The sequence below is a fragment of the Salmonella sp. 2020_1459 genome (assembly GCF_043847915.1).
Lineage (GTDB): Bacteria > Pseudomonadota > Gammaproteobacteria > Enterobacterales > Enterobacteriaceae > Salmonella > Salmonella enterica.
This window is the reverse complement of record NZ_JBCMFA010000001.1, coordinates 478,559-502,472: the sequence shown is the minus strand read 5'-3', so window position 1 is coordinate 502,472 and position 23,914 is coordinate 478,559. Positions and strand designations below refer to the sequence as shown.

At 53.3% G+C, this 23,914-nt stretch carries 27 protein-coding genes; 10 read left to right on the top strand and 17 right to left on the bottom strand.

Going from position 1 to position 23,914, the window contains the following annotated elements:
• Positions 1-202 precede the first annotated feature (202 nt).
• Positions 203-550: a monothiol glutaredoxin 4 gene (grxD, locus tag ACH0VJ_RS02550; protein WP_000108176.1), complete on the top strand. Its 348-nt coding sequence runs from the start codon at positions 203-205 to the stop codon at positions 548-550.
• Between the two features lie 77 nt (positions 551-627).
• Here grxD and rnt read toward each other — a convergent pair whose 3' ends face one another.
• From rnt to ACH0VJ_RS02530, 4 genes are all read right to left on the bottom strand, one after another.
• Complete coding sequence (rnt, locus tag ACH0VJ_RS02545) at positions 628-1,275, bottom strand: ribonuclease T (protein ID WP_001282267.1); 648 nt, start codon at positions 1,273-1,275, stop codon at positions 628-630.
• 100 nt (positions 1,276-1,375) lie between these two features.
• Positions 1,376-1,783, bottom strand: coding sequence for a lactoylglutathione lyase (gloA, locus tag ACH0VJ_RS02540; protein ID WP_001237787.1), 408 nt, complete (start codon positions 1,781-1,783; stop codon positions 1,376-1,378).
• Positions 1,784-1,851: 68 nt separating this feature from the next.
• Complete coding sequence (locus ACH0VJ_RS02535; RefSeq protein WP_000092942.1) at positions 1,852-2,949, bottom strand: alkene reductase; 1,098 nt, start codon at positions 2,947-2,949, stop codon at positions 1,852-1,854.
• 58 nt (positions 2,950-3,007) lie between these two features.
• Positions 3,008-3,607: a TetR/AcrR family transcriptional regulator gene (locus ACH0VJ_RS02530; protein ID WP_001041824.1), complete on the bottom strand. Its 600-nt coding sequence runs from the start codon at positions 3,605-3,607 to the stop codon at positions 3,008-3,010.
• Positions 3,608-3,709: 102 nt separating this feature from the next.
• Here ACH0VJ_RS02530 and ACH0VJ_RS02525 point away from each other — a divergent pair, with 102 nt between their 5' ends.
• The 3 genes from ACH0VJ_RS02525 to sodC2 all read left to right on the top strand — a co-directional run bounded on the left by ACH0VJ_RS02525 (position 3,710) and on the right by sodC2 (position 5,497).
• Positions 3,710-3,949: a DUF1289 domain-containing protein gene (locus ACH0VJ_RS02525; RefSeq protein WP_001538148.1), complete on the top strand. Its 240-nt coding sequence runs from the start codon at positions 3,710-3,712 to the stop codon at positions 3,947-3,949.
• Between the two features lie 50 nt (positions 3,950-3,999).
• Complete coding sequence (locus ACH0VJ_RS02520; RefSeq protein ID WP_000250727.1) at positions 4,000-4,896, top strand: aldo/keto reductase family oxidoreductase; 897 nt, start codon at positions 4,000-4,002, stop codon at positions 4,894-4,896.
• 79 nt (positions 4,897-4,975) lie between these two features.
• Positions 4,976-5,497 (top strand): superoxide dismutase [Cu-Zn] SodC2, encoded by a 522-nt coding sequence (sodC2, locus tag ACH0VJ_RS02515; protein ID WP_000826820.1) that lies wholly within the window; start codon positions 4,976-4,978, stop codon positions 5,495-5,497.
• On the opposite strand, the gene ACH0VJ_RS02510 is transcribed toward sodC2, so the two are convergent.
• Genes ACH0VJ_RS02510 through ACH0VJ_RS02500 form a run of 3 tightly spaced genes read right to left on the bottom strand, consistent with a single transcriptional unit; the run spans position 5,473 to position 8,611 of the window.
• Entirely contained in the window at positions 5,473-7,512 is a 2,040-nt protein-coding gene (locus ACH0VJ_RS02510) for an FUSC family protein (RefSeq protein WP_000777636.1), read from the bottom strand. The two genes, sodC2 and ACH0VJ_RS02510, sit on opposite strands and share 25 nt — an antisense overlap.
• Positions 7,512-8,372 (bottom strand): HlyD family secretion protein, encoded by an 861-nt coding sequence (locus ACH0VJ_RS02505; RefSeq protein WP_023196207.1) that lies wholly within the window; start codon positions 8,370-8,372, stop codon positions 7,512-7,514. Before ACH0VJ_RS02505 ends, ACH0VJ_RS02510 begins: the two co-directional genes overlap by 1 nt.
• 2 nt (positions 8,373-8,374) lie before the next feature.
• Positions 8,375-8,611 (bottom strand): DUF1656 domain-containing protein, encoded by a 237-nt coding sequence (locus ACH0VJ_RS02500; RefSeq protein ID WP_000649755.1) that lies wholly within the window; start codon positions 8,609-8,611, stop codon positions 8,375-8,377.
• A gap of 194 nt (positions 8,612-8,805) precedes the next feature.
• On the opposite strand from ACH0VJ_RS02500, the gene slyA reads away from it, so the two are divergent.
• The gene (slyA, locus tag ACH0VJ_RS02495) at positions 8,806-9,246 is read left to right on the top strand and encodes a transcriptional regulator SlyA (RefSeq protein WP_000764554.1); all 441 of its coding nucleotides are present in this window, start codon (positions 8,806-8,808) and stop codon (positions 9,244-9,246) included.
• Between the two features lie 47 nt (positions 9,247-9,293).
• Here slyA and slyB read toward each other — a convergent pair whose 3' ends face one another.
• Positions 9,294-9,761: an outer membrane lipoprotein SlyB gene (slyB, locus tag ACH0VJ_RS02490; protein ID WP_000597179.1), complete on the bottom strand. Its 468-nt coding sequence runs from the start codon at positions 9,759-9,761 to the stop codon at positions 9,294-9,296.
• A gap of 271 nt (positions 9,762-10,032) precedes the next feature.
• Here slyB and anmK point away from each other — a divergent pair, with 271 nt between their 5' ends.
• From anmK to pdxY, 5 genes are all read left to right on the top strand, one after another.
• Entirely contained in the window at positions 10,033-11,154 is a 1,122-nt protein-coding gene (anmK, locus tag ACH0VJ_RS02485) for an anhydro-N-acetylmuramic acid kinase (protein WP_000835021.1), read from the top strand.
• A gap of 87 nt (positions 11,155-11,241) precedes the next feature.
• Positions 11,242-11,571, top strand: coding sequence for a C-type lysozyme inhibitor (gene mliC, locus ACH0VJ_RS02480; RefSeq protein WP_001132085.1), 330 nt, complete (start codon positions 11,242-11,244; stop codon positions 11,569-11,571).
• Positions 11,572-11,629: 58 nt separating this feature from the next.
• Positions 11,630-12,286 (top strand): pyridoxamine 5'-phosphate oxidase, encoded by a 657-nt coding sequence (gene pdxH / locus ACH0VJ_RS02475; RefSeq protein ID WP_001282334.1) that lies wholly within the window; start codon positions 11,630-11,632, stop codon positions 12,284-12,286.
• Between the two features lie 126 nt (positions 12,287-12,412).
• A complete protein-coding gene (gene tyrS, locus ACH0VJ_RS02470; RefSeq protein WP_000168625.1) occupies positions 12,413-13,687 on the top strand; it encodes a tyrosine--tRNA ligase in 1,275 nt (424 codons plus the stop codon).
• Positions 13,688-13,746: 59 nt separating this feature from the next.
• Complete coding sequence (gene pdxY / locus ACH0VJ_RS02465; protein WP_000789732.1) at positions 13,747-14,607, top strand: pyridoxal kinase PdxY; 861 nt, start codon at positions 13,747-13,749, stop codon at positions 14,605-14,607.
• 58 nt (positions 14,608-14,665) lie between these two features.
• Here the strand turns inward: pdxY and gstA are convergent, their stop codons facing one another.
• The 9 genes from gstA to rsxA all read right to left on the bottom strand — a co-directional run bounded on the left by gstA (position 14,666) and on the right by rsxA (position 23,855).
• Positions 14,666-15,271, bottom strand: coding sequence for a glutathione transferase GstA (gene gstA, locus ACH0VJ_RS02460; protein ID WP_000765723.1), 606 nt, complete (start codon positions 15,269-15,271; stop codon positions 14,666-14,668).
• Between the two features lie 104 nt (positions 15,272-15,375).
• The gene (dtpA, locus tag ACH0VJ_RS02455) at positions 15,376-16,881 is read right to left on the bottom strand and encodes a dipeptide/tripeptide permease DtpA (protein WP_000100911.1); all 1,506 of its coding nucleotides are present in this window, start codon (positions 16,879-16,881) and stop codon (positions 15,376-15,378) included.
• A gap of 601 nt (positions 16,882-17,482) precedes the next feature.
• Positions 17,483-18,118, bottom strand: coding sequence for an endonuclease III (nth, locus tag ACH0VJ_RS02450; RefSeq protein ID WP_001030325.1), 636 nt, complete (start codon positions 18,116-18,118; stop codon positions 17,483-17,485).
• Positions 18,118-18,810, bottom strand: a complete 693-nt coding sequence (locus ACH0VJ_RS02445) for an electron transport complex subunit E (protein ID WP_001289628.1) — start codon at positions 18,808-18,810, stop codon at positions 18,118-18,120. The genes nth and ACH0VJ_RS02445 overlap by 1 nt, the downstream gene beginning before the upstream one ends.
• A 2-nt stretch (positions 18,811-18,812) precedes the next feature.
• On the bottom strand, positions 18,813-19,433 hold the full coding sequence (rsxG, locus tag ACH0VJ_RS02440) for an electron transport complex subunit RsxG (RefSeq protein WP_000920822.1): 621 nt from the start codon (positions 19,431-19,433) through the stop codon (positions 18,813-18,815).
• Between the two features lie 3 nt (positions 19,434-19,436).
• A complete protein-coding gene (rsxD, locus tag ACH0VJ_RS02435; protein ID WP_000231891.1) occupies positions 19,437-20,495 on the bottom strand; it encodes an electron transport complex subunit RsxD in 1,059 nt (352 codons plus the stop codon).
• Positions 20,496-22,703 (bottom strand): electron transport complex subunit RsxC, encoded by a 2,208-nt coding sequence (gene rsxC / locus ACH0VJ_RS02430; RefSeq protein ID WP_000915623.1) that lies wholly within the window; start codon positions 22,701-22,703, stop codon positions 20,496-20,498.
• Positions 22,696-23,274 (bottom strand): electron transport complex subunit RsxB, encoded by a 579-nt coding sequence (rsxB, locus tag ACH0VJ_RS02425; protein ID WP_001092600.1) that lies wholly within the window; start codon positions 23,272-23,274, stop codon positions 22,696-22,698. Before rsxB ends, rsxC begins: the two co-directional genes overlap by 8 nt.
• Positions 23,274-23,855, bottom strand: a complete 582-nt coding sequence (rsxA, locus tag ACH0VJ_RS02420) for an electron transport complex subunit RsxA (RefSeq protein ID WP_000133178.1) — start codon at positions 23,853-23,855, stop codon at positions 23,274-23,276. Before rsxA ends, rsxB begins: the two co-directional genes overlap by 1 nt.
• Positions 23,856-23,914 lie beyond the last annotated feature (59 nt).

The window sequence follows — 23,914 nt, the reverse complement described above, 5'->3', positions numbered from 1 at the left end:
AAAAAATAGCAATTAATGCTAAACACGAACGCGTTATCGACGAATCACTGCGTGGCAACCCGCTTAAAAGATATTTTGTATACAACTTATTCCCGCAGACGGTAAAATAATAAGGCATGATGAAAATGTTATTTTCCGTTGCCAGCCTGACCCGTTACAATGACAGGCTTCAGTCGTAAAAGTAGTTTAAGGAAGCGAGACAATGAGCACCACTATCGAAAAAATTCAGCGCCAGATCGCTGAAAACCCGATTCTCCTGTATATGAAAGGTTCACCGAAACTGCCAAGCTGTGGTTTCTCTGCGCAGGCCGTTCAGGCGCTTTCAGCCTGCGGGGAACGTTTTGCCTATGTTGATATCCTGCAAAACCCGGATATTCGCGCTGAATTACCGAAATACGCCAACTGGCCGACATTCCCACAACTGTGGGTGGACGGCGAGCTGGTCGGCGGGTGTGATATTGTGATTGAAATGTATCAGCGTGGTGAGTTGCAGCAGCTTATTAAAGAAACTGCGGCAAAATATAAAACTCAGGAGCCGGACGCAGAGTAATCTGTGCAAGGAGAAAGCGACCTGTAAAGGTCGCTTTTTTACCGCCATCGTGAGCAAGAGCGGCGTTGTTAGCCTCGTTATTTGTCCGTCGGCAAAGGTAACGGCCAGCCGCCCAGGCGCTTCCAGCGATTGACAATTTCACAAAACAGCACCGCTGTCCGCTCGGTATCATACAAAGCGGAGTGGGCCTTTTCACCGTCAAACTCCATACCTGCCGCCAGGCACGCTTTTGATAACACCGTTTGTCCCAGCGCCAGTCCGCTCAATGCCGCAGTATCAAAGGTGACGAACGGATGAAACGGGTTACGTTTCAGCGAGGCGCGCTCTGCGGCGGCCATCATAAAACTGTGATCAAAAGTGGCGTTATGCGCGACCATAATGGCGCGGCTACAACCGCTGTCTTTGATACCTTTACGCACCATTTTGAAAATAGCGTGTAGCGCCTCATATTCACTCACCGCGCCGCGTAGCGGGTTAGAGGGATCGATACCGTTAAACGCGAGCGCTTCCGGCTGTAAGTTGGCTCCAGCGAACGGCTCCACATGGAAATGCAGCGTCATGTCCGGCATCAGCCAGCCTTGTTCATCCATTTTCAGCGTGATGGCGGCGATTTCGAGCAGCGCATCGGTTTTAGCGTTAAATCCTGCAGTTTCAACGTCGATGACGACAGGATAAAAACCACGAAAACGGTCGCACAGACCGGAAAGTTGAGCGTTATCGGACATCTGAGTCTCTTAATACGAAAAAATGCAGCGCGTATTATGGCAAATTTTACGCCGGGATGCAGTAAAACAACGGGCGCAGTGACCTGCGCCCGGCGGGGGATCAGTTACCCAGACCGCGGCCTGCGTCTTTAGCTTCAATCAATTCGATTTTATAGCCATCCGGATCTTCAACGAAGGCGATGATGGTCGAACCGCCTTTTACCGGCCCCGCTTCACGGGTCACGTTGCCGCCGTTCTGACGAATGCGTTCACAGGCTTCAGCGGCATTGTCAACGCTCAGCGCGATATGCCCGTACGCATTGCCCATGTCATAGCTCTCAACGCCCCAGTTATAGGTTAGTTCGATGACCGCTTCTTCCGTTTCCGGACCATATCCCACAAAGGCCAGCGAGTATTTGTATTCCGGATTCTCACTGGTACGCAGCAATTTCATGCCCAGAACGTTGGTGTAAAAAGCGATGGAACGCTGCAAATCGCCGACGCGCAGCATAGTATGCAATAAACGCATTTTCGTTGTCCTTAAAATAGTCAAGATATTCAAAGTATAGCGGCGATGTGAGGCCGCTATCAATGAAATTACAGAGTAGGGTAGTCAGTGTAGCCTTCCGCGCCGCCGCCATAAAAACTTTCGGGACGCTGTGGATTAAGTTCCGCTTTACGTTGCAGACGCGCCACCAGATCCGGGTTAGCGATGTAATCGCGACCAAACGCCACGGCGTCAATCAGCCCTTTTTCGATCAGATCTTCCGCTTTTTCTGGCGTATAGGCGCCAGCGCCGATGATGGGGCCGTGGAAACACGCGCGCACTTTTTCACGGAATGCGTCGCTGTACGGTTCTCCGCCCGCCCAGTCTGGTTCAGACATATGCAGATAAGCAATGCCGCGTTTGCCTAACGCTTCAATCAGATAAAGGGCGTCAGCTTCTTCATTCGGGCCGTTATCGACATTCTGGAAAGTGCCGACAGGAGAAAGGCGGATGCCGATACGGTCCGCGCCCCATTCCTTAATGCCGGCATCAACCACTTCCAGCACCAGACGGGCGCGATTCTCTACGCTGCCGCCGTACCGATCGGTACGGTGATTAGAAGACGGTGAGAGGAACTGGTGCAGCAGATAACCGTGCGCGGAATGCAGCTCCACCAGGTCGAAGCCTGCCTCTCGGGCATTGGCGATAGCCTGGCGGAAATCGTTGACGATCCCGGGGATCTCATGAGTCTCCAGCGCGCGCGGCGTGGAAGTTTCTACGCGGATGGCCTGACCGTTTTCGTCACGCAAAGAGGTGCGGGTTCCCGCATTGATAGCGGATGGCGCGACGGGCGCTTGTCCGCCTGGTTGCAGGCTGGCGTGTGAAATACGGCCCGTATGCCACAGTTGCACCGCCATATGGCCGCCCTGATCATGAACTCCCTGAGTGATTTTTTTCCAGGCGGCGATCTGCTCATCGCTGTGTAATCCCGGTGCGCCGGCATAGCCTTTCGCCTGTGCGGAGATTTGTGTGGCTTCGCTGATGATCAATCCGGCGCTGGCGCGTTGACGGTAATATTCCGCCATTAACGGCGTAGGAATGTCGCCCGGTTCAATACTCCGCAAACGCGTCAAAGGCGCCATAAATACGCGATTTGTCGCCGTGATGGCACCCACCTTGAGGGGGGTAAACAGTTTTGCTGATGACATAGTGGCTCCTGATATAAGTAGACCGGTCGTCTTGTAAGAAAGGAAATAAAAACGCCTGTTACTGCTCAGGCGTTGCAATGATGGTCTTAACATGCGCCAACGCATTTTCCAGCGGCGCGGCGCTACGGGATATTTTGGCCTGCAAATTGGCACCCAGCCACAGGGCATAAAGTACCTGCGCCTGTGGCAACGGCTGGCCGGTGAAATGTAAACAGTGGCTATTACGGCCCTCTTCCAGCGCGCGTGCAAGCAGTGCCATGATCTCCTGCGCTCCTTTATCCATCGTAGAGCGCATATCCTCCGACAGATCGCAGACCTCCGCTGACAGTTTCACCGTCAGGCAACCGCTAATGGCGCCTTGCTGGCAAAACTGCTTTAACGTTTCCTGATACCAGGCGAGAAGACGATCGCGATGATTACCGGGACCGGAGGTGAAGTGCGCCGTAAGACGCTGATGATAGCAGGCGTAATGTCGCTCAAGCATGGCGACGCCGAAGGCTTCTTTCGAGCGAAAGTAGTGATAAAACGACCCTTTAGGCACCTGGGCGGTTTTGAGCAACTCGCTAAGCCCCATGCCGGTAAAACCCCGTTGCATACAAAGCTGCTCGCCGGTGGCCAGCAGATGTTCGCGGGTATCGTGTTCGGTTTGCTTATTCATAGCAGGCAGTATAGTAGACCAGTCGGTCTACTGCAAGCAGAGTTGCCATAATGTCAGTTAGCGTCTTCAATAGTCATAAGCGTCAAACGTTGAGGAGGGGATGTGGCCGAGCAGTTGGAGTTTTTTCCTGTAGCAAGCCCATGTCGCGGTATCTGCCAGTCTGATGAGCGTGGCTTTTGTCGGGGCTGTATGCGCAGCCGCGACGAACGGTTTAACTGGCAAAAAATGAGCGATGCCGAGAAACAAAATGTACTGCGGCTTTGTCGCCAGCGTTTCTTGCGTAAAATACGCGCAAATAAGCCTCTCCCATCGGAAGATCCTCAACAACCTTCACTCTTTTAAGCGCGGAATTGCGTATACTCAACCTCATTATTCTCTATGAGGAATCTGTTATGGTTCAGCGTGTCACCATCGCTCCACAAGGTCCGGAGTTTTCGCGTTTTGTCATGGGTTACTGGCGTTTGATGGACTGGAATATGTCCGCGCGTCAGCTAGTGAGTTTTATCGAAGAACATCTGGATTTGGGCGTCACTACCGTTGACCATGCGGACATTTATGGCGGTTATCAGTGCGAAGCGGCGTTTGGCGAGGCGCTAACGCTGGCGCCGCATTTGCGGGAAAGACTGCAAATCGTCACCAAATGCGGTATTGCCACCACTGCCAGAGCGGAAAATAGGCTCGGTCATTATATTACCGATCGCCGCCATATTATTCTGAGCGCCGAACAGTCATTAAAAAATCTGGCGACAGATTATCTGGATATGTTGTTAATTCACCGTCCCGATCCGTTAATGGATGCGGATGACGTCGCCGAGGCGTTTCAACATCTGCATCAAAGCGGCAAAGTGCGCCATTTTGGCGTTTCTAATTTTACGCCAGCGCAATTTACGTTGCTGCAATCGCGCCTGCCGTTCACCCTGGCGACCAACCAGGTGGAGATCTCGCCAGTTCACCAGCCTTTGTTGCTGGACGGCACATTAGATCAATTACAGCAACTGCGTATTCGTCCGATGGCCTGGTCATGTCTTGGCGGCGGTCGGCTGTTTAATGATGAGGCTTATCAGCCGTTGCGCCAGGAACTTTCCGTTATCGCACAAGAACTCAACGCTAGTTCTATTGAACAGGTGGTCTATGCCTGGATTTTACGTTTGCCGTCGCAGCCGCTGCCGATTATTGGCTCGGGTAAAATCGAACGCGTACGCGCCGCACTAGAAGCGGAAACGCTGTCATTGTCGCGTCAACAGTGGTTCCGAATCCGCAAGGCGGCGCTGGGTTATGACGTGCCGTAATCGCCAACTCGTTGACTTTCCGTACATGTTTTCGCCAGTGGTTTACACTTAACAGGCGACCACATGTAACGGAGGTTTTATGAAGCGATTAAGTTTAGCGATGGTGACGCTGCTGGCCTGTGCGGGTGCGCAGGCTGCCAGCGAGAAAGTAGAGATGAATCTGGTGACGGCGCAAGGCGTAGGACAGTCTATCGGCACCGTCGTCATCGATGAAACCGAAGGCGGCTTAAAATTTACCCCACACCTTAAAGCGTTGCCGCCGGGCGAGCATGGTTTTCACATTCATGCCAACGGTAGCTGCCAGCCCGCGATTAAAGACGGCAAAGCGGTTGCCGCAGAAGCCGCTGGTGGTCATCTGGACCCACAAAATACCGGTAAGCATGAAGGACCGGAAGGTCAGGGGCATCTGGGCGACCTCCCGGTGTTAGTCGTTAATAATGATGGTATCGCCACCGAACCGGTTACTGCGCCACGTCTGAAGTCTCTTGATGAAGTGAAAGATAAAGCGCTCATGATCCATGTGGGCGGCGATAACATGTCCGATCAGCCGAAACCGCTCGGCGGCGGCGGAATGCGTTACGCCTGCGGCGTCATTAAATAACCCGGAGACAGTGTTCCCTGCGCTGGAGCCTGTTCCAGCTGCGACAGCGAACAGTGTAAACGCCAGATAATCGCCGCCAGCTCATGCGCGGCGGGTTGATGATGATGTGCGAGCGTGTCGCAGATACGCTGTAGTTCCTGTAGCGTGACGGCAAGCGGGCGTTGCTGCACGCCGCGCTCGCTCATCACATCGCGCAGCAGGGATATACAAATATCCCGCACCCGGGAAAGCGGATCGGAACGCGACTCCCAGGCGCGCAGCTGCCACACCACATGCGAGCAGTTCAGCAGCACCACTCCCCAACGTAATAACCACCGGCGCGCCAGCGCATCCTGACTATTGCTGAGCTGACTGACGTGATGATAGGTCAGCGATTCAAACTCGCTTTCGCTATGGGAAGGGTGACGGCTAAGCTGATCGACGAAATCCCGGCGTAGCGCGCGGATATGGCGGCGGCTTTTTACGGCATCGGAACCGGGGCGCAAAATCGCAAACGCCAGCCAGGAAATCGCGACGCCGACGATCTTGGCGGTATTATCGTTAAGGAAATCGGCGAAGTCGTACACCGGCGGATTGGTCACGGCGATGAATGAGCCCATAAAGACGATAAGCTGCCCCCACAGTCCCGCCAGCTTAGGCATCTGCAGTTTAAGCAGTTGCATCGTGACGAACAGCGGAAAAAGGAAAAGTAAGAATTGCCACAGATCGGTGATTTGCACCATCAGGCCAAATTTCACCACGAAGCTGAATAAGGACAGCAGCACTAAAGTACGCATTAATAAGGTGAGCGACTTAAACGGCGTGGCGACGATGGAGTAGAGGACGCAACTGATCGCCGCCAGGGTTAATGCGCCGGGCCCGGATTCCCATTGCGCGCCAATACTCCAGGCGCCAATCACCGTGAGCGTGCAAAAGGTACGCACGCCGCTCCAGATGGCCTCTGCGTTATCCGTATGCCGCGCAAGGCCGGGAGTGCGGCGGATATGGATTTGATCCACCGGCGCGCCGCTTTCGATCAGATATAACTGGCGGCTGCTGCGCAGATATAAGTGGCAAAAATAGCGTAATCGCTGCCAGAACGCGAGGTGACGATAATCCTGTTCATCCTGCGGGCGTAGCGGCGCAATAATCCGCGCCACGGTGTAGCTGTCCGCGCGCGGTTTTGCCAACTCAGCTAAGAGTTGTTCAATGACTTCGCGGCTGTTTTCCGGCGGCGTCGGCCAGTTTAAAAGCATTCTACGCAGACTGGAGATCACGCTGGTTAGCCGTAATTGCTGGTGTAACAATGCATTTAGCAATGCATTCTGGCGGCGAAAACGGTAGTGACTCCAGAAGGCCTGAATACGCAGCAGGTTCATGGTCAGGATTTGCCCAATAACCCCCTCATGCGCGGAGCGGATAGCGTCGGTAGTCTCCGGCTGCCATAGTAGACTGGCATGTTCCAGCAAGCGCGCATGCATGTTTTTCAACGCGGTGAGCAGGGCAGTGCCATCCGATGTGCTGGGTAGGATCATCATCATCATGCCGCCACAGAGGATGCCGACGATAACTTCACATACACGTGCCTGGGCGATATCCCACAACTGCGTGATTTCTACAATATTAACCATCGGGAACGCGATGATCGCCGCCGTGTAGCCGGACAACTGGAAAGCATAAGCGACATTATTGGTAAAATGCGCGCAGGCCCAGGTACAAAAACCGATCCAGGCGGCCATGCTAAATAAGAACAACCAGGGTTCATTCAGCGTATGGCCAGCAATAATCAACGCGGCGGTCGCGCCGAGTAAACTCCCGGCAATACGCCCCAGACTTTTACTGATTACGCCGCCTACGGTCGGAAAGCTCACCACTGCGGCCGAAGTCATCGCCCAGTAGGGCTCATCCAGATTGAGATAATAAGCGAATGTCAGCGCGAGACACATGGCAATGGTATTGCGCAACGCGTAACGCCACTGGCCGGAGGTCGCTTTAAACCAGGGCGTATTTCGCAGGGCCGGCAGGGAGAGTTTCATTACTGCTGTCCAATGGCTACGCTGCAGGTAGTGCCGGAGACGAGCGTGATATCCTGCGGCAAAGCGTCAAATTCGATACGTACCGGTACGCGTTGCGCCAGACGTACCCACGGTACGTTGGGTTTGATATCGGGCACTAAACCGGAGTCACTTTCCACGCTTTGATCGTAAATAGCGCGCCCGATACTGCCAACGTGACCCTGTAACTTAACATTGCCACTATACAGTGTTATTAATGCAGGCTCACCTTCGCGGATGTGGCGTAGTTTGGTTTCTTCGAAATATCCCATTACATAAAATGAATGGCTATCTACCAGGGCGAAAAGTGGCTTACCGGTGCTGGCATAATCACCGGTACGCGTGGAAAGGTTGGTCACCCAGCCGGATACCGGCGCTTTTACTTCCGTCTGGCTAAGCTGCCACTGCGCCTGTTTTAACGTTGCCAGTGCGACATCTACGTTGGCCTGCATCGCTTTAACATTCAGATTGGCGCTATCCAGATCTTCAGCAGAGATGTAGTTACGCGATAAATGTCGACGTCGATCGGCTTCATTATTCGCTTTTGCCAGATCGGACTGCGCTTTGGCCAACTGCGCCTGCGCGTTAAGTTCTGCAATATGGAAGGGCGTTTTATCAATGACAAAGAGAACGTCCCCGGCGTTGACGAACTGATTATCTTTGATATTGAGTTGGGTAATGCTGCCAGAAACCTGTGGCGTTACGCTGACCTGTTCCGCGCGGATTTTACCATCGCGCGTCCACGGTGACTGCATATAGTAATTCCATAACCACCACGCGGCCAGAACGGCGACGACGGCGACAATGAGAGTAGAAAAATATTTTATTGTTTTTAACGACATATTTACCACGCGATCAGTAAAACGAGGCCCAGACATACGCACAGCGTAAAGAGGGAGAGATCCATTAACAGGGGATGCCAGATTTCATCAGAGTATATCCGGTCACGCAGGAGTCGGTGAATAAACAACCAGATAACGAACCCAAGCGCAAAGGCTTTAAAGAATGGCGGAAAGTAAACAGATGCTCCCAACATGAGATCTTGTAAGGGCAATCCTGTGGCGTTGAGTATACACTTCACAAGCAATGTTCCTTTGCGTCAGACATCGATGCTTTAGTTTTAGCCAAAACTGAAGCTACAGGTGCCAGGTGCGCACTATGTCTGAAAAAATGTCTATTGGTAAGCAAATTTAGCAATACATTTGTTTTGAGAATACAAATACTGCACACTATTCTAAAATCAGCATAATAACTTAGCAAGCTAATTATAAGGAGATGAAATTGGAATCGCCACTAGGTTCTGATCTGGCACGGTTGGTGCGCATTTGGCGTGCTCTGATTGACCATCGCCTCAAGCCTCTGGAATTGACGCAGACACATTGGGTCACGTTGCACAATATTCATCAATTGCCGCCTGACCAGTCGCAGATTCAATTGGCTAAAGCGATAGGCATTGAGCAGCCATCGCTGGTACGCACGTTGGATCAACTTGAAGATAAGGGGCTAATTTCGCGGCAAACCTGCGCCAGCGATCGTCGCGCTAAGCGGATTAAACTGACCGAAAAAGCGGAGCCGCTGATCGCTGAGATGGAAGAGGTCATTCATAAAACGCGCGGTGAAATTTTGGCTGGGATTTCTTCAGAGGAGATTGAGCTTCTGATTAAACTTGTCGCTAAACTTGAACACAACATTATGGAATTGCACTCTCACGATTGAGGTGCAGGGGCATACGTGTGGCCATGTGACCACACGTAAAGCCTGGTTTAGCGTGGAGAGACAGTAACCTGGCTGCCGTTGCTGGCCAGCACGACACGCTGACCTGCCGAGAAACGCGTATTTCCTTGTTTCTGCACAACCATAATGGTGTTGCCATCGTCTTTACGAATTTCCAGTTCCACACCCTGGGTTTTATTCATTGCGCTCTGGACGCCCTGGCCCGCTACGCCACCAGCCACCGCGCCTGCCGCGGTCGCCAGTGAACGACCCGTACCGCCGCCGATAGTGTTGCCGAGGAATCCGCCCAACACCGCGCCGCCGATAGCGCCAATCACGTTAGAATCATCACCGCCCTGAATTTGAACCGGACGAACGTTAACGATAGTACCGTACGTTACATTCTGAACTTGTTTAGCCTCGGATGCGGTATAAACATCACCCGAAAGGCTATCATTGTTAACACACCCAGCTAAGGATAACCCCATCAGTGAAACGGCCAGTACACGTTTAATCATTTACCCATCTCCTGTTCTTCACGAAACGCTATTTCAGCATCCCTATAGCTAAATTATATGGCATTTATGCAGTTAAGGTCATATCTTCTGCTGAAAGAATGTAAAAATCATAATCAGAAGTTAATTAACCAATCTTAAACGAAGTCGGAAGCAAGAAAAGATAGGTCATTGATATCCGTGGACGACACGGCAAAAAACGTGACGTGGGCATAGCATTACAAAATACGTTATGCCGAGTGTTAAGGCTTAACCCAGCTTAAAAGGAAGAGGTATGAAATCGGGCCGTTTTATTGGCGTTATGTCCGGAACCAGCCTTGATGGCGTGGATGTTGTACTGGCGGCAATTGATGAAACCATGGTTGCGCAACAGGCAAGTCTCACCTGGCCTATTCCCGTTCATCTGAAAAAAGGCATTCTCGATATTTGCCAGGGACAGCCGCTTACGCTCTCGCAACTCGGCCAGCTTGATACCCAGTTAGGCCGGCTTTTTGCACAGGCGGTTAATGCGCTGTTAGCGCAACAACGTTTGCAGCCGCGGGATATCGTCGCCATTGGTTGTCATGGGCAAACGGTCTGGCATGAGCCGACCGGCGAGGCCCCGCATACGCTGCAAATTGGCGATAATAATCACATCGTCGCCCATACGGGGATTACAGTGGTCGGCGATTTTCGGCGGCGGGATATTGCGCTGGGCGGACAAGGCGCGCCGCTGGTGCCCGCTTTCCATCACGCGCTGTTGGGACATCCGACGGAAAAACGTATGGTCCTGAATATCGGCGGCATCGCCAATTTATCTCTGCTTTTCCCCGGACAGGCGGTGCGCGGGTACGACACGGGGCCGGGTAATATGTTGATGGATGCGTGGATTTGGCGACAATGCGCGCAGCCCTACGACAAAGACGCGGCATGGGCGAAAGAAGGTCAGGTTATTCTTCCATTGCTGCAAAAGATGTTGCGCGATCCGTACTTTGCTGCGTCGGCGCCCAAAAGTACAGGACGCGAATATTTCAACTATGGCTGGTTAGAGCGTCATCTTACGGCTTTCCCTGGCGCAGACGCGCGCGATGTACAGGCCACGCTGGCGGAGCTGACGGCGGTCTCCATCGCCCAACAGGTGCTGCTCAATGGCGGCTGCGAGCGGCTGATGGTCTGTGGCGGCGGAAGCCGGAATCCGTTAGTGATGGCCCGTCTGGCGGCGCTGTTGCCCGGTATCGAGGTTTCGACCACCGATAAGGCGGGGATCAGCGGCGATGATATGGAAGCGCTGGCCTTTGCATGGCTTGCCTGGCGAACGCTCGCGGGCCTGCCGGGAAATTTACCTTCCGTGACGGGGGCTACAGAAGCCAGTGTTTTAGGCGCTATTTACCCGGCTAACCCAATAACTCAGAGTTAACTGAATTTTTCCCGGACCCTATATCGGTAAACTAGCAAGGTCAGGAAGGGGCGTTTGCCCTTCCAGAAGCAGGAGAGCTTTCGGGATATGCCTATGAAAAAGATCGCAATAATGTGTTTACCTGTGCTGCTGACCGGCTGTAGCGTTTATCAACAATTTGTTGAACGTATGCAAACGGATACGCTGGAATACCAGTGTGATGAGAAGCCGCTTACCGTTAAAGTCAATAACCCGCGTGAAGAGGTCAGTTTTGTTTATGACAATAAGCTGCTGACCCTGAAGCAAGGAATCTCGGCCTCGGGCGCGCGTTATACCGACGGGATTTATGTTTTCTGGTCGCAAGGCGAGAGCGCCACGGTCTATAAACGAGACAGAATTGTGCTTGATAACTGTCAGTTACAAAATCCGAAGCGTTGAGATTTTCAGTATGGGGGCGCACAATAGCGCCACCCACTGATTATTTCTGATCAACGCCATGTCTGATAACGACCAATTGCAGCAGATCGCGCATCTGCGCCGTGAATACACGAAAGGCGGCTTGCGTCGCCGCGATTTACCCGCTGAACCGTTAACCTTATTTGAGCGCTGGCTTGGGCAAGCGTGCGACGCCAGACTGGCCGATCCAACGGCAATGGTCGTGGCGACCGTAGATGACAAGGGTCAACCGTACCAGCGTATTGTGTTGCTCAAGCATTATGATGAAAAAGGCCTGGTCTTTTATACCAACCTGGGAAGCCGCAAGGCGCATCAGATTGAGCACAATCCGCGTATCAGCCTGTTATTTCCCTGGCATATGCTTGAACGCCAGGTGATGGTGACAGGCAAAGCCGAGCGTCTCTCCACTCTTGAGGTGGTGAGGTATTTCCACAGCCGTCCGCGCGACAGCCAGATCGGCGCATGGGTCTCTAAACAATCCAGCCGCATTTCCGCGCGCGGTATCCTCGAAAGCAAATTCCTGGAGCTCAAGCAGAAGTTTCAACAGGGCGAAGTGCCGTTACCCAGCTTTTGGGGTGGTTTTCGCGTGAGTATCGAACAGATGGAGTTCTGGCAGGGCGGCGAACATCGTCTGCACGATCGCTTTTTATACCAACGCGACGACGGCGCGTGGAAAATCGACCGTCTTGCGCCCTAAAGATGCAAAAATCTTGTTTTAAGCACTGGTGCGGATGAATCCGCCGTTTTATGCTATGTCTCTTTCGCGTCTGGCGAAAAGTCGTGTACCGGCAAAGGTGCAGTCGTTTTATACATGGAGATTTTGATGGCAAGCAGTAACTTGATTAAACAATTGCAAGAGCGGGGGCTGGTAGCCCAGGTGACGGACGAAGACGCGTTGGCAGAGCGACTGGCGCAAGGCCCGATCGCGCTCTATTGCGGCTTCGATCCTACCGCTGACAGCTTGCATTTGGGGCATCTGGTTCCATTGTTATGCCTGAAACGCTTCCAGCAGGCAGGGCACAAACCTGTTGCGCTGGTAGGCGGCGCGACCGGTCTGATTGGCGACCCGAGCTTTAAAGCCGCCGAGCGTAAACTGAACACTGAAGAGACCGTTCAGGAGTGGGTGGCGAAAATTCGTAAACAGGTTGCCCCATTCCTGGACTTTGATTGCGGCGAAAACTCCGCCATCGCGGCCAATAACTATGACTGGTTCGGCAGCATGAATGTGCTGACTTTCCTGCGCGATATCGGTAAACATTTTTCCGTTAATCAGATGATCAACAAAGAAGCGGTGAAGCAGCGTCTGAACCGTGACGATCAGGGTATCTCTTTCACGGAGTTCTCTTATAACCTGCTACAGGGGTACGACTTCGCTTGTCTGAATAAACTGCACGGCGTTGCCTTACAGATTGGCGGTTCTGACCAGTGGGGGAACATCACTTCCGGTATCGACCTGACCCGTCGCCTGCACCAGAATCAGGTATTTGGTTTGACCGTTCCGCTGATCACCAAAGCTGACGGCACGAAATTCGGTAAAACCGAAGGCGGCGCTGTCTGGCTGGATCCGAAGAAAACCAGTCCGTACAAATTCTACCAGTTCTGGATTAACACCGCAGATGCCGATGTTTATCGCTTCCTGAAATTCTTCACTTTTATGGACATTGAGGAGATCAATGCCCTGGAAGAAGAAGATAAAAACAGCGGTAAAGCGCCGCGCGCGCAGTATGTGCTGGCCGAGCAGGTGACGCGCCTGGTTCATGGTGAAGAGGGGCTGGTCGCGGCGAAACGGATCACTGAATGCCTGTTCAGCGGTTCACTGAGCGCGCTGAGCGAAGCTGACTTTGAGCAGTTGGCCCAGGACGGCGTACCGATGGTTGAAATGGAAAAAGGCGCCGACCTGATGCAGGCGCTGGTAGACGCCGAACTCCAGCCGTCGCGTGGTCAGGCGCGTAAGACTATCGCCTCCAACGCTGTCACTATCAATGGTGAAAAACAACCCGATCCTGAATACATCTTTAACGATGAGGACCGTCTGTTTGGCCGCTATACCTTATTACGTCGCGGCAAAAAGAACTATTGTCTGATTTGCTGGAAATAAGGCATTAAGTAACAGGGAGTGAGAAATCACTCCCTTATTTTTGATGTTCAGGTAAAAAAATGAAGAATATCCTCGCTATCCAGTCCCATGTTGTTTTCGGACATGCGGGCAACAGCGCCGCCGAATTTCCCATGCGCCGTCTTGGCGCGAATGTTTGGCCGCTGAATACCGTTCAGTTTTCTAACCACACGCAATATGGTAAATGGACCGGCTGTGTCATGCCGCCCAGCCATCTGACTGAGATTGTCCAGGGGATTGCGGACATTGGCCAGTTAGCGCACTGCGACGCCGTACTTAGCGGTTACCTGGGATCTGCCGAGCAGGGAGAACACATTCTCGGTATTGTGCGCCAGGTTAAAGCGGCAAATCCGCAGGCAAAATATTTCTGCGATCCCGTGATGGGGCATCCGGAAAAGGGCTGTATCGTGGCGCCTGGCGTCGCAGAGTTCCATGTGCGTTATGCGCTACCCGCCAGCGATATTATCGCGCCTAACCTGATTGAACTGGAAATTCTCAGCAAACATAGCGTGAATAATGTGGATGACGCCGTGCAGGCGGCGCGTGAACTGATTGCTCAGGGGCCAGAAATTGTACTGGTAAAACATCTCGCCCGCGCCGGTTACAGTTCAGAACGCTTTGAAATGCTGCTGGTGACAGCGCAGGAAGCCTGGCATATTAGCCGTCCGCTGGTGGATTTCGGTTCACGTCAGCCGGTTGGCGTTGGCGATGTCACCAGTGGTTTATTGCTGGTCAAACTTTTGCAGGGCGCGACGTTGCAGCAGGCGCTGGAGCACGTTACGGCGGCAGTCTATGAGATTATGATCGCCACCAAAACGATGCAGGAGTACGAACTGCAGGTCGTGGCGGCCCAGGACAGGATCGCTAACCCTGAACATTACTTCAGCGCAACGCGGCTGTAATTATTGCTGCTAAAAAGAGGCCGGATGGCGGTACAGCGAGCTATCCGGCAACATGACATTAATTCAGTCCTTCCGCTTTAAGCGCTGCCGCAACGGTCGGTCTTTTTGCGACACGCTGCATATAACTTTCAATATGCGTTAACCCGTCCATATTCAGTTTTACGCCATAGGCCCAACGCAATACGGTAAACAGATAAGCGTCTGCGATGGTAAAACGCTGGCCGCAAATCCACTGGTCGTCTGAAAGCGACTCATCCACATACTGAAATTTCTTTTCCAGACCGGCGCGAACGGCGGGTTTGAGTGTTTCCGGCGTGTCAGGGCGGAACAGCGGGGTAAAGCCTTTATGCAGTTCCGTTGCAATATAGTTGAGCCATTCCAGCGTATGATAGCGAGCAAGGCTACTTACCGGCGCCAGAAGCTGGCGGTCGGGAACGCTGTCGGCGAGGTACTGCATAATGGCGACGCCTTCAGTCAACAGTGTACCGTCATCCAGCAGCAGAGCCGGAACCTGTCCTTTAGGGTTGACTGCCAGGTAATCATCACCGTTTTCCAGGCGTTTTTTTGCGAGATCGACGCCATCAAGCGTAAAGTCTTTGCCAATTTCGCGCAGGGTAATATGGGAAGCAAGAGAGCAGGCACCCGGTTTGTAGAACAGTTTCATCGGTAACTCCTTTTTGCTGAGGTTTAAAGTATGGTAGTGCGGGGACGAGCAAAAAAAAAGCCGCTAACGTACAGTTAGCGGCCTGAATGTTGTTTCCCGGAAAATTAAACTGTAGCGGCTTTAGAGCCTTTTTCAGCGGTATCATCGTCCTGGGTCATACGGTTCAGCTTAGGCGCTGTCAGCAGCATCAGGACGGCGATAACGGCGGTTGCTATGCCAATCTGCATAAATACGCGACCATAGACTTCCAGGGACATCAGTGGGTCAGTCACGTCGCTCGGCACAGCCATCAGGTTGGCGACATAGCCGCCGATGATGTTAGCGCCTGCCGTTGTCAGGAACCAGCTGCCCATGATGAAGCCCATCAGACGCTGCGGAACCAACTGTGCGACCATTGCCAGTCCCAGACCGGAGATCATCAGCTCACCGATACTTTGCAGGCCGTAGCTTGCGATCAGCCAGTTTACGGATACGATGCCGGCATCGTTCGCAAATTTGGCGCCCAGCGGCAGAATCAGGAACGCGCCGGAACACAGCACCATACCAATGGCGAATTTCATCGGCATCGGCAGCGTATCGCCCATCCTGTTATAGATAGCGGCCAGAATCGGGCTGCCGATAATGATCCAGAATGGGTTCAGCGCCTGATACTGTTCCGGTTCGAACGCGATACCGAGAATAGAGTGCTCGACGTTACGAATGGCAAAGAAGTTCAGCGACGTCGGCATCTGGCTGTACAGTACGAAGAAGATAATCGCCTGCAGCATCAAAATAAAGGCGACGATCATTTTACGGCGAGCCGCGCCGTGCATGGAAAACGCTTCTTTACCGAAGATAATGACGATGCCAAGAGCGATTACGCCCAGCACCATACGCGCGATATCCTGGTTGTGCAGCAGCCAGGTGGCGACCGCAATCAGAACGACAATACCCACGATTGTCAGCAGCAGATTACGGAAGTTGATCGGTTCAAAGTCGGGTTTGGAACCGTAGCTTTTCACCCAGCGCTGGCAGAAAGCAAAGTTAACGACGGTTATCAGCATACCGACGACGCTAAGTGCAAACGCGGTGCTCCAGCCATAACGCGCCGCCAGCCACGGCGTCGCCAGCATAGAGAAGAAGGAGCCGATGTTGACGGACATATAATACATCGTAAATGCGCCGTCGAGACGCGGATCGTCCTTCGCGTAACAGGTAGACAGCAGGGAAGACGGGTTAGCTTTAAACAGACCGTTACCCACAGCGATAGCCGCCATGCCCATATAGACGATGCCAGCGTCATGACCAGACCATGCGACCAGCGCATAACCGATAGCCAGCACCACGGCACCCAGCATAATAACGCGTTTGGTGCCCAGAATTTTATCACCTAACCAACCGCCAATGGCGACCAGGCCGTACACCAGTGCACTGAAGGAAGAGAAAAGGGTGATGGAATCCGCTTCTGACATACCCAGTTGTTTTACCAGGTAGACGGCCATAATGCCTTGCAGGCCGTAATAACCAAAACGCTCCCATAACTCTATCGAGAAGATGAGATAGAACGCCTTCGGTTGTTTGAAAGCGTTCAAACTGACGCTTTCAGTTGGTTTTTTGTTTGCAGTAGACACTTTTACCTCTTTTTTACGCCCCGTATTAACAGGGGTTGTCTGGCGCGTGATGAGTCAGACTCATCCGTCCGATTGTTATATTGGAGGGGAAACGGCAGGTAATGTTCACTATCTTTCCTCTCCAGACAAGAGCTTTGTAATAATCTGTTACATATAACTCTTCTGGTTGAATCGTCCGATGTCAGAAATGTTATCCAGCGTTAAATTTCTTCATTTGAAGAATGGCAGATTTTTACACTGCAAAAAGGCCATTAGTTTGGGTGAAAGGCGATATCTTCTGCTATTTAAGGTGAAAAGCAGTGATATAGGCCATTATCTGAAAAAATGGCAGAGTAATGTTTTGTAGTGAAAACGGGGCGTCAGTCTATCCGGTTGTAAATGTAACCTTAGATGTCATTAAATTTCACATGAAGTTATCAAAGTGATCCTGATCACGGATAGATAGAATTTTTTGCGATTAAAAAAATGATTAACCTGACGTGGAGTGAAAACGAAAGCACATTACATCAGAAAAAGGACAGAGACTGGAATGATTGATGGCTAAAATAGATCCAGGCCGAAGGTGGGAGCGCGCTGGCGTGACGGACGCACTCCGACCATATCAAATATCGACTTTTTCTTTGTATTCGCAAAGATCTTCAATGAGGCAGGAGCCGCAGCGGGGTTTTCGGGCGATACAGGTATAGCGGCCATGCAAAATTAACCAGTGATGGCAGTCCACTTTGAACTCATTCGGCACCACTTTCAGCAACTTCTCTTCTACCTGCTCGACATTTTTACCCGGCGCGAACTGCGTTCGGTTGCATACACGAAATATATGCGTATCAACGGCGATGGTCGGCCAGCCGAAGGCGGTATTTAGCACCACGTTAGCGGTTTTACGCCCCACGCCGGGAAGCGCTTCCAGCGCCGCCCGATCCTCCGGCACTTCGCCATTATGCTTGTCCAGTAAAATACGGCAGGTCTTAATCACGTTTTCCGCTTTACTGTTAAATAAGCCGATAGTTTTGATATAGGATTTCACGCCCTCTACGCCCAGCTCCAGCATCGCGGCTGGCGTATTGGCGACCGGGTAAAGTTTGGCGGTAGCCTTGTTCACGCTGACGTCGGTTGCCTGCGCGGAAAGCAACACGGCAATCAGCAACTCAAATGGCGACGTGAAATTGAGTTCCGTTGTGGGGTGCGGGTTGCTGTCGCGCAGGCGCGTCAGAATTTCCAGCCTTTTTGCTTTGTTCATCAGACTTTCCCTGTTTCACCTGCCGGAACTGCGGAAGGCGCGGTTTCGGCGCGGCGTTTCTTCATTTTTTCATCAATAAGATATTTTACCGCCAGCATGAGTCCCAGACCGATAAACGCGCCTGGCGGCAGCATCGCCAGCAGGAAAGGCGAGTCGGTGTGAAATATCTCGACCCGTAATACTTTTGCCCAGCCTCCCAGCAGGCTATCCGCGCCATCGAAAAGCGTACCATTCCCGAGGATCTCGCGCAGTGAGCCCAGCACGAACATCGCGCCTGTCGCGCCCATGCCGATAGAAAAACCGTCCAACGCGGAAAGCCACGGTCCTTTTTTCGCGGCAAACGCTTCGGCGCGACCAACAACAATGCAGTTCGTTACAATCAGCGGAATAAAAATCCCTAAAGACTGATACAAACCGAACGCATACGCATTGATCAGCATCTGTACTGCGCTTACCACCGAGGCAATGATCATAACGTAAATCGGGATACGGATTTCTGCCGGCGTCCAGCGACGTAGTGCGGACACCGTAAGGTTGGTCAGCGTTAATACCAGCGTTGTGGCCAGACCCAGCCCCAGAGCGTTGGTTGCCGTAGACGTCACCGCCAGTAAAGGGCACAGGCCAAGTAGCTGCACCAGAGCAGAGTTATTTTTCCATAACCCCTGAACAACAATGTCTTTTATTTCGCTCATGGCTATTCTCCACAGGCGGTTAAATGGGGGAGCTGAGCGGGCAGTGATTCGGCGTACAGCCCGGCGCGTTTAACCGCATTCACTACGGCACGCGGCGTTATTGTCGCCCCGGTAAATTGGTCAAAATCACCGCCATCTTTTTTCACCGCCCAGTGCGTATCATTTTCACCGCTGATGGTTTTACCGCTAAAGTGGGTAATCCAGTCAGACAAACGGCGCTCAATTTTATCACCTAACCCTGGCGTCTCATGATGTTCCGTCACACGCGTCCCCAGGACGGTACCGTTGAAATCTGCGCCAACAATAAGCTGGATAGCGCCGGAATAGCCATCTGGCGCGGTGGCCTCAATGATGGCCGCTACGGGTTTATCATCCTTGCGAGCGATAAAAACACGGTGTGTGCCTTTGCCGAGGGCGGGCGCATCGACCAGATAACAACTCTCTTGCAGATTATTATTGTAACGATCTGGCGGCAATACCTGATCGAACAGGGCATGTTGTTGTTGCAGCGCTTGTTCGTGGATGGTTGATTTTGTCATCTGATTAATCACCGCGGTCAATCCCGTAGAACCTGCGGCAAAAAGCGCCAGCGTAATACCGTGTTTACGAATCGTTTTCAGCATGGTTTATCCTTTGCGATGTCCATAGACGCGGGGTCGCGTGTAGTAGTCGATCAGAGGAACCGTGATATTCGCCAACAGGACAGCAAAAGCAACGCCGTCCGGATAGCCGCCGAAGCTACGAATCAGCCACACTAATACCCCAGCCAGCGCGCCGAAAATTAAACGTCCACGGTTGGTCGTGGAGGCGGTAACCGGATCCGTTAAGATAAAAAATGCGCCCAGCATGGTGGCGCCTGACAGCAGATGAAGCTGCGGCGAGGCCAGCGTAGCGGGCGAGAAAAGCCAACCTAACGCGGCGCATAGCGCCAGTGTGAGCAGAAAACTGACCGGGATATGCCAGCGGATAGCTTTTTGCCACAGCAGGAATACGCCGCCGACAAGCCAGGCGAGGTTAACCCACTGCCAGCCCACGCCAGCCAGCGCGCCGCTGTATATCGGGTACTGCATGATTTGCTCAACGGAGTGCCCGGCGCGCAAGGACGTTTTAAACGTATCCAGCGGCGTCGCCTGGCTGATACCGTCAATACCGATACGTAGCAGCGTCATATCGCCGCCGCTGGCGGTATGCCCGGTAAAAATCATCCGCAACGTGTCCAGCATATCGGGCGTTGTTGCGGCTATTTCATAAGGCGGCAACCAGCTTGTCATTTGCACCGGAAAGGAAATTAATAGCACCACGTAGCCGATCATGGCCGGATTAAAGGGGTTTTGTCCCAGCCCGCCATATAACTGTTTAGCGATAATAATGGCGAATCCGGTTCCCAGCACGACCATCCACCAGGGCGCAAGCGGAGGGATGCTGACCGCCAGCAAAAGCCCCGTCAATAACGCGGAATAATCCTGCAGGTGACTGGCGACCGATTGTTTGCGCAGCCTGAGGACAATGGCTTCTGCGACGAGCGCCGTGATAGCAGCCAGAACGATCTGGAAAAGCGTTCCCCAACCAAAAAACCACGTCTGCGCGGCAATCCCCGGCAGAGCGGCGATTAATACCAGCAACATGATTCGCGATGTCTGGCGCTGGTTATGGGTATAAGGCGAGCTTGCGATTCTGAATACCATTTAATCCTCGTTGACAACCTGCTGCTGTGCTGCTTTTTTTGCCTGAACGCGGGCGATAGCCGCAGCAACCGCGGCTTTACGCGGGTCGGCCGGTTCGGCAGGTTCGCTTCCGGTCTGCTGCTCCTGCTTACGGGCTTTGGCGCGGGCGATCGCCGCTTCCACCGCGGCTTTGCGCGGGTCGGCCGGTTCGACAGGTTCGCTTCCGGCCTGCTGCTCCTGCTTGCGGGCTTTGGCGCGGGCGATAGCCGCTTCCACCGCGGCTTTACGCGGATCGATCGGTTCGGCAGGTTCGCTTCCGGTCTGCTGCTCCTGCTTGCGGGCTTTGGCGCGGGCGATAGCCGCTTCCACCGCGGCTTTGCGCGGGTCGACCGCTTCGGCAGGTTCGCTTCCGGCCTGCTGCTCCTGTTTGCGGGCTTTGGCGCGGGCGATGGCCGCCTCCACCGCGGCTTTGCGCGGATCGACCGGTTCGGCAGGTTCGCTTCCGGCCTGCTGCTCCTGTTTGCGGGCTTTGGCGCGAGCGATAGCCGCCTCCACTGCGGCTTTACGCGGGTCGTCGCCGGGTATCGCGCTGTCAGCCACCGGATGAGCGGCTTGTTTAGCGCGCGCTTGCGCTTTACGCGCTTCACGGGCCGCGATGACGGCGCTATTGTCTGGCAGACTACCCGCTTGAATAACCACCGGTTGCGTGGCCAGCGCCTGTTTCTCTTTTACCCGCGCCAGCGCAGCGGCAATGGCATCCTGATCTTTTGCCGCTGGTTGTACCGCTGCGCTCTTATGACGTGCAAGGCGGGCGGCTTTTTCGCGCTCCAGTCTTGCCTGACGAGCCTCAAAACGTGCTTTGGCTTCGGCGGCGCGTTTTTCTTCAAGCCTGATCGCATTAATCTCCGCTTTTTCCTGACGGAAATATTGGACGAGCGGAATATTACTCGGGCAGACCCAGGCGCAGGCGCCGCATTCTATACAATCAGCAATATGGTGAGCGGTAGCCTTGTCATGCTGCTGCCCTTTGCTGAACCAATAAAGCTGCTGCGGTAAAAGGTCGGCAGGGCAAGCGTCAGCGCAAGCGCTGCAACGAATACAGCTTTTCTCTTCCTGAGGCGCTCCCATTTCAGTCACGGATGGCGCCAGCAGGCAGTTGGTGATTTTTACGACCGGTACGTCAAGCCAGGGAAGGGTGAATCCCATCAACGGGCCGCCCATGATGACCATCTGGTCAGCAGAAGGGCAGAACCCGGCATCGTTAAGCAAATGACGAACGGGAGTGCCGAGCCGCGCCCAGACGTTACCCGGGCGGCTTACCGCTTCACCCGTTAAGGTGACGACGCGTTCTGTGATCGGTTCGCCGTCAATCACGGCGCGTTTAACGGCATACGCCGTACCGACGTTTTGCATCAGCACGCCAATATCAGAGGAGCGCCCGCCGTGGGGAACCTGTTTTCCCGTCAGTATTTGGGTGAGCTGTTTTGCGCCGCCGGAAGGGTATTTGGTTGGGATCACACGTAACGAAATATCGTGGGCGTCAGCCAGTACGGCGCGCAGCATGGAAATAGCCTGCGGTTTGTTATCTTCAATGCCGATTAATACCTCACGCGGTTGCAGAATATGCGCCAGGATGCGAATACCTTCCACAATCTGCGCGGCGCAGTCCTGCATCAGACGATCGTCCGCCGTAATGTAAGGTTCGCACTCAGCGGCATTGATAATAAGCGTGGTGATTTTATCGCCGCCGCCCTGCAATTTAACGCCGGTGGGAAACCCTGCGCCGCCAAGCCCGGCAACGCCATACTGATGAATGCGTTCAATGAGCGCTTCACGGCTGTGGGCGCGGTAATCAGACCAGCCCTCGCGTTCAATCCAGCGGTCCTCGCCGTCGGCATCAATGATGACGCTTAACTCCGCCAGCGCCGAAGGATGTGCCGTCGAGTGGGGGGCAATAGCGATAACCGTCCCGGAGGTGGGCGCGTGTACCGGCAGCATTCTCCCACGTCCACGGGTAAGCGCCTGGCCGCGTAGCACGCGATCGCCGACGCTAACGCACAACTCGCCCTCAGCGCCAATGTGCTGTTTTAAGGGGATAACGAAGCGCGGCGCTAAAGGCACCTGACGCAGCGGCGTGCCGTTTGACTGGGTCTTCATTTCGGGCGGATGAATACCACCGTCGAAATCCCAGATTTTATCTTTTCTGAAAGCGGAAAATAGTTTAAGCATGTTGTTCCACGGGAATGATGCGAACGGGAATGGTGTTCAAATCCCATTTCCAACTGTCGGGCGTCTCATTCACCGGACGTAATTCGATGCAGTGCGTCGGACACGGATCGACGCACAGATTACAGCCAGTACAGAGATCGCTCATGACCGTGTGCATGGCGCGCGTTGCGCCAACGATGGCGTCAACCGGGCAGGCCTGAATGCATTTTGTGCAGCCAATGCAGTTATTTTCATCAATAACTGCCAGCATACGTACTGGCGCGGCCTGCTGTTCTTCACCATCGCATGGCTGCGGCTCTACGTTTAGCAGCTCTGCCATTTTCAGCATGACGGCTTCGCCGCCGGGCGCGCAACGATTGATTTTCTCGCCCTGGAGACCCACGGCTTCGGCGTAGGGGCGACAGCCGGGATAGCCGCACTGACCACACTGACTCTGCGGCAAAATCGCATCGATTTTTTCAACAACCGGATCATCTTCAACCGCGAATCGGCGGGAGGCATAACCCAGAATGGCGCCGAACACCAGGCCCAGAAGGGTCAGGGCGCCAACGGCAATCCAGATAGTATTCATTACAACTTCACCAAACCACTAAAGCCCATAAAGGCCAAAGACATTAATCCTGCGGTAATCAATGCTATCGCGTTACCACGAAAAGGGGCGGGCACATCCGCCACGGCAAGGCGTTCGCGGATAGCGGCAAACAGAAGCATCACTAATGAAAAACCGACGGCGGCGGAAAATCCGTACAGCGCCGACTGAAGAAAGTGATGACCGAGATTAATATTCAGTAACGCTACGCCCAGAACCGCACAGTTAGTGGTAATCAGTGGTAAGAAGATGCCTAACAAGCGGTATAACGCCGGGCTGGTTTTCCGCACAACCATTTCGGTAAATTGCACGACCACAGCAATGACGAGGATAAAGGCCAGCGTCCGCAGATAAATCAGATCCAGCGGAATAAGTATCCAGGTGTCGATAAGCCAGGCGCATATCGACGCCAGCGTCATGACAAAGGTCGTCGCGAGGCCCATCCCCATGGCGGTTTCCAGTTTTTTGGATACGCCCATAAAGGGACAAAGGCCCAGGAATTTGACCAGTACAAAGTTATTGACCAGTACAGTTCCGACAAAGAGCAGCAGGTAATCAGTCATGTTTCGGCCTGAAATAAAAAAGCCGCCTATTATCTGTCAAACTACCACAGGCGACAACA

Bases quoted from the DNA above. Each gene is read 5' to 3' on its own strand.
- gstA (WP_000765723.1), bottom strand. From the start codon at position 15,271: ATGAAACTGTTCTACAAACCGGGTGCCTGCTCTCTTGCTTCCCATATT.
- tyrS (WP_000168625.1), top strand. From the start codon at position 12,413: ATGGCAAGCAGTAACTTGATTAAACAATTGCAAGAGCGGGGGCTGGTA.
- slyB (WP_000597179.1), bottom strand. From the start codon at position 9,761: ATGATTAAACGTGTACTGGCCGTTTCACTGATGGGGTTATCCTTAGCT.
- ACH0VJ_RS02530 (WP_001041824.1), bottom strand. From the start codon at position 3,607: ATGAATAAGCAAACCGAACACGATACCCGCGAACATCTGCTGGCCACC.
- ACH0VJ_RS02445 (WP_001289628.1), bottom strand. From the start codon at position 18,810: ATGAGCGAAATAAAAGACATTGTTGTTCAGGGGTTATGGAAAAATAAC.
- ACH0VJ_RS02505 (WP_023196207.1), bottom strand. From the start codon at position 8,372: ATGTCGTTAAAAACAATAAAATATTTTTCTACTCTCATTGTCGCCGTC.
- rsxG (WP_000920822.1), bottom strand. From the start codon at position 19,433: ATGCTGAAAACGATTCGTAAACACGGTATTACGCTGGCGCTTTTTGCC.
- nth (WP_001030325.1), bottom strand. From the start codon at position 18,118: ATGAACAAAGCAAAAAGGCTGGAAATTCTGACGCGCCTGCGCGACAGC.
- slyA (WP_000764554.1), top strand. From the start codon at position 8,806: ATGAAATTGGAATCGCCACTAGGTTCTGATCTGGCACGGTTGGTGCGC.
- grxD (WP_000108176.1), top strand. From the start codon at position 203: ATGAGCACCACTATCGAAAAAATTCAGCGCCAGATCGCTGAAAACCCG.
- mliC (WP_001132085.1), top strand. From the start codon at position 11,242: ATGCCTATGAAAAAGATCGCAATAATGTGTTTACCTGTGCTGCTGACC.
- rsxC (WP_000915623.1), bottom strand. From the start codon at position 22,703: ATGCTTAAACTATTTTCCGCTTTCAGAAAAGATAAAATCTGGGATTTC.
- anmK (WP_000835021.1), top strand. From the start codon at position 10,033: ATGAAATCGGGCCGTTTTATTGGCGTTATGTCCGGAACCAGCCTTGAT.
- sodC2 (WP_000826820.1), top strand. From the start codon at position 4,976: ATGAAGCGATTAAGTTTAGCGATGGTGACGCTGCTGGCCTGTGCGGGT.
- pdxY (WP_000789732.1), top strand. From the start codon at position 13,747: ATGAAGAATATCCTCGCTATCCAGTCCCATGTTGTTTTCGGACATGCG.
- ACH0VJ_RS02510 (WP_000777636.1), bottom strand. From the start codon at position 7,512: ATGAAACTCTCCCTGCCGGCCCTGCGAAATACGCCCTGGTTTAAAGCG.
- rsxD (WP_000231891.1), bottom strand. From the start codon at position 20,495: ATGGTATTCAGAATCGCAAGCTCGCCTTATACCCATAACCAGCGCCAG.
- rsxA (WP_000133178.1), bottom strand. From the start codon at position 23,855: ATGACTGATTACCTGCTGCTCTTTGTCGGAACTGTACTGGTCAATAAC.
- gloA (WP_001237787.1), bottom strand. From the start codon at position 1,783: ATGCGTTTATTGCATACTATGCTGCGCGTCGGCGATTTGCAGCGTTCC.
- ACH0VJ_RS02520 (WP_000250727.1), top strand. From the start codon at position 4,000: ATGGTTCAGCGTGTCACCATCGCTCCACAAGGTCCGGAGTTTTCGCGT.
- rnt (WP_001282267.1), bottom strand. From the start codon at position 1,275: ATGTCCGATAACGCTCAACTTTCCGGTCTGTGCGACCGTTTTCGTGGT.
- rsxB (WP_001092600.1), bottom strand. From the start codon at position 23,274: ATGAATACTATCTGGATTGCCGTTGGCGCCCTGACCCTTCTGGGCCTG.
- ACH0VJ_RS02535 (WP_000092942.1), bottom strand. From the start codon at position 2,949: ATGTCATCAGCAAAACTGTTTACCCCCCTCAAGGTGGGTGCCATCACG.
- pdxH (WP_001282334.1), top strand. From the start codon at position 11,630: ATGTCTGATAACGACCAATTGCAGCAGATCGCGCATCTGCGCCGTGAA.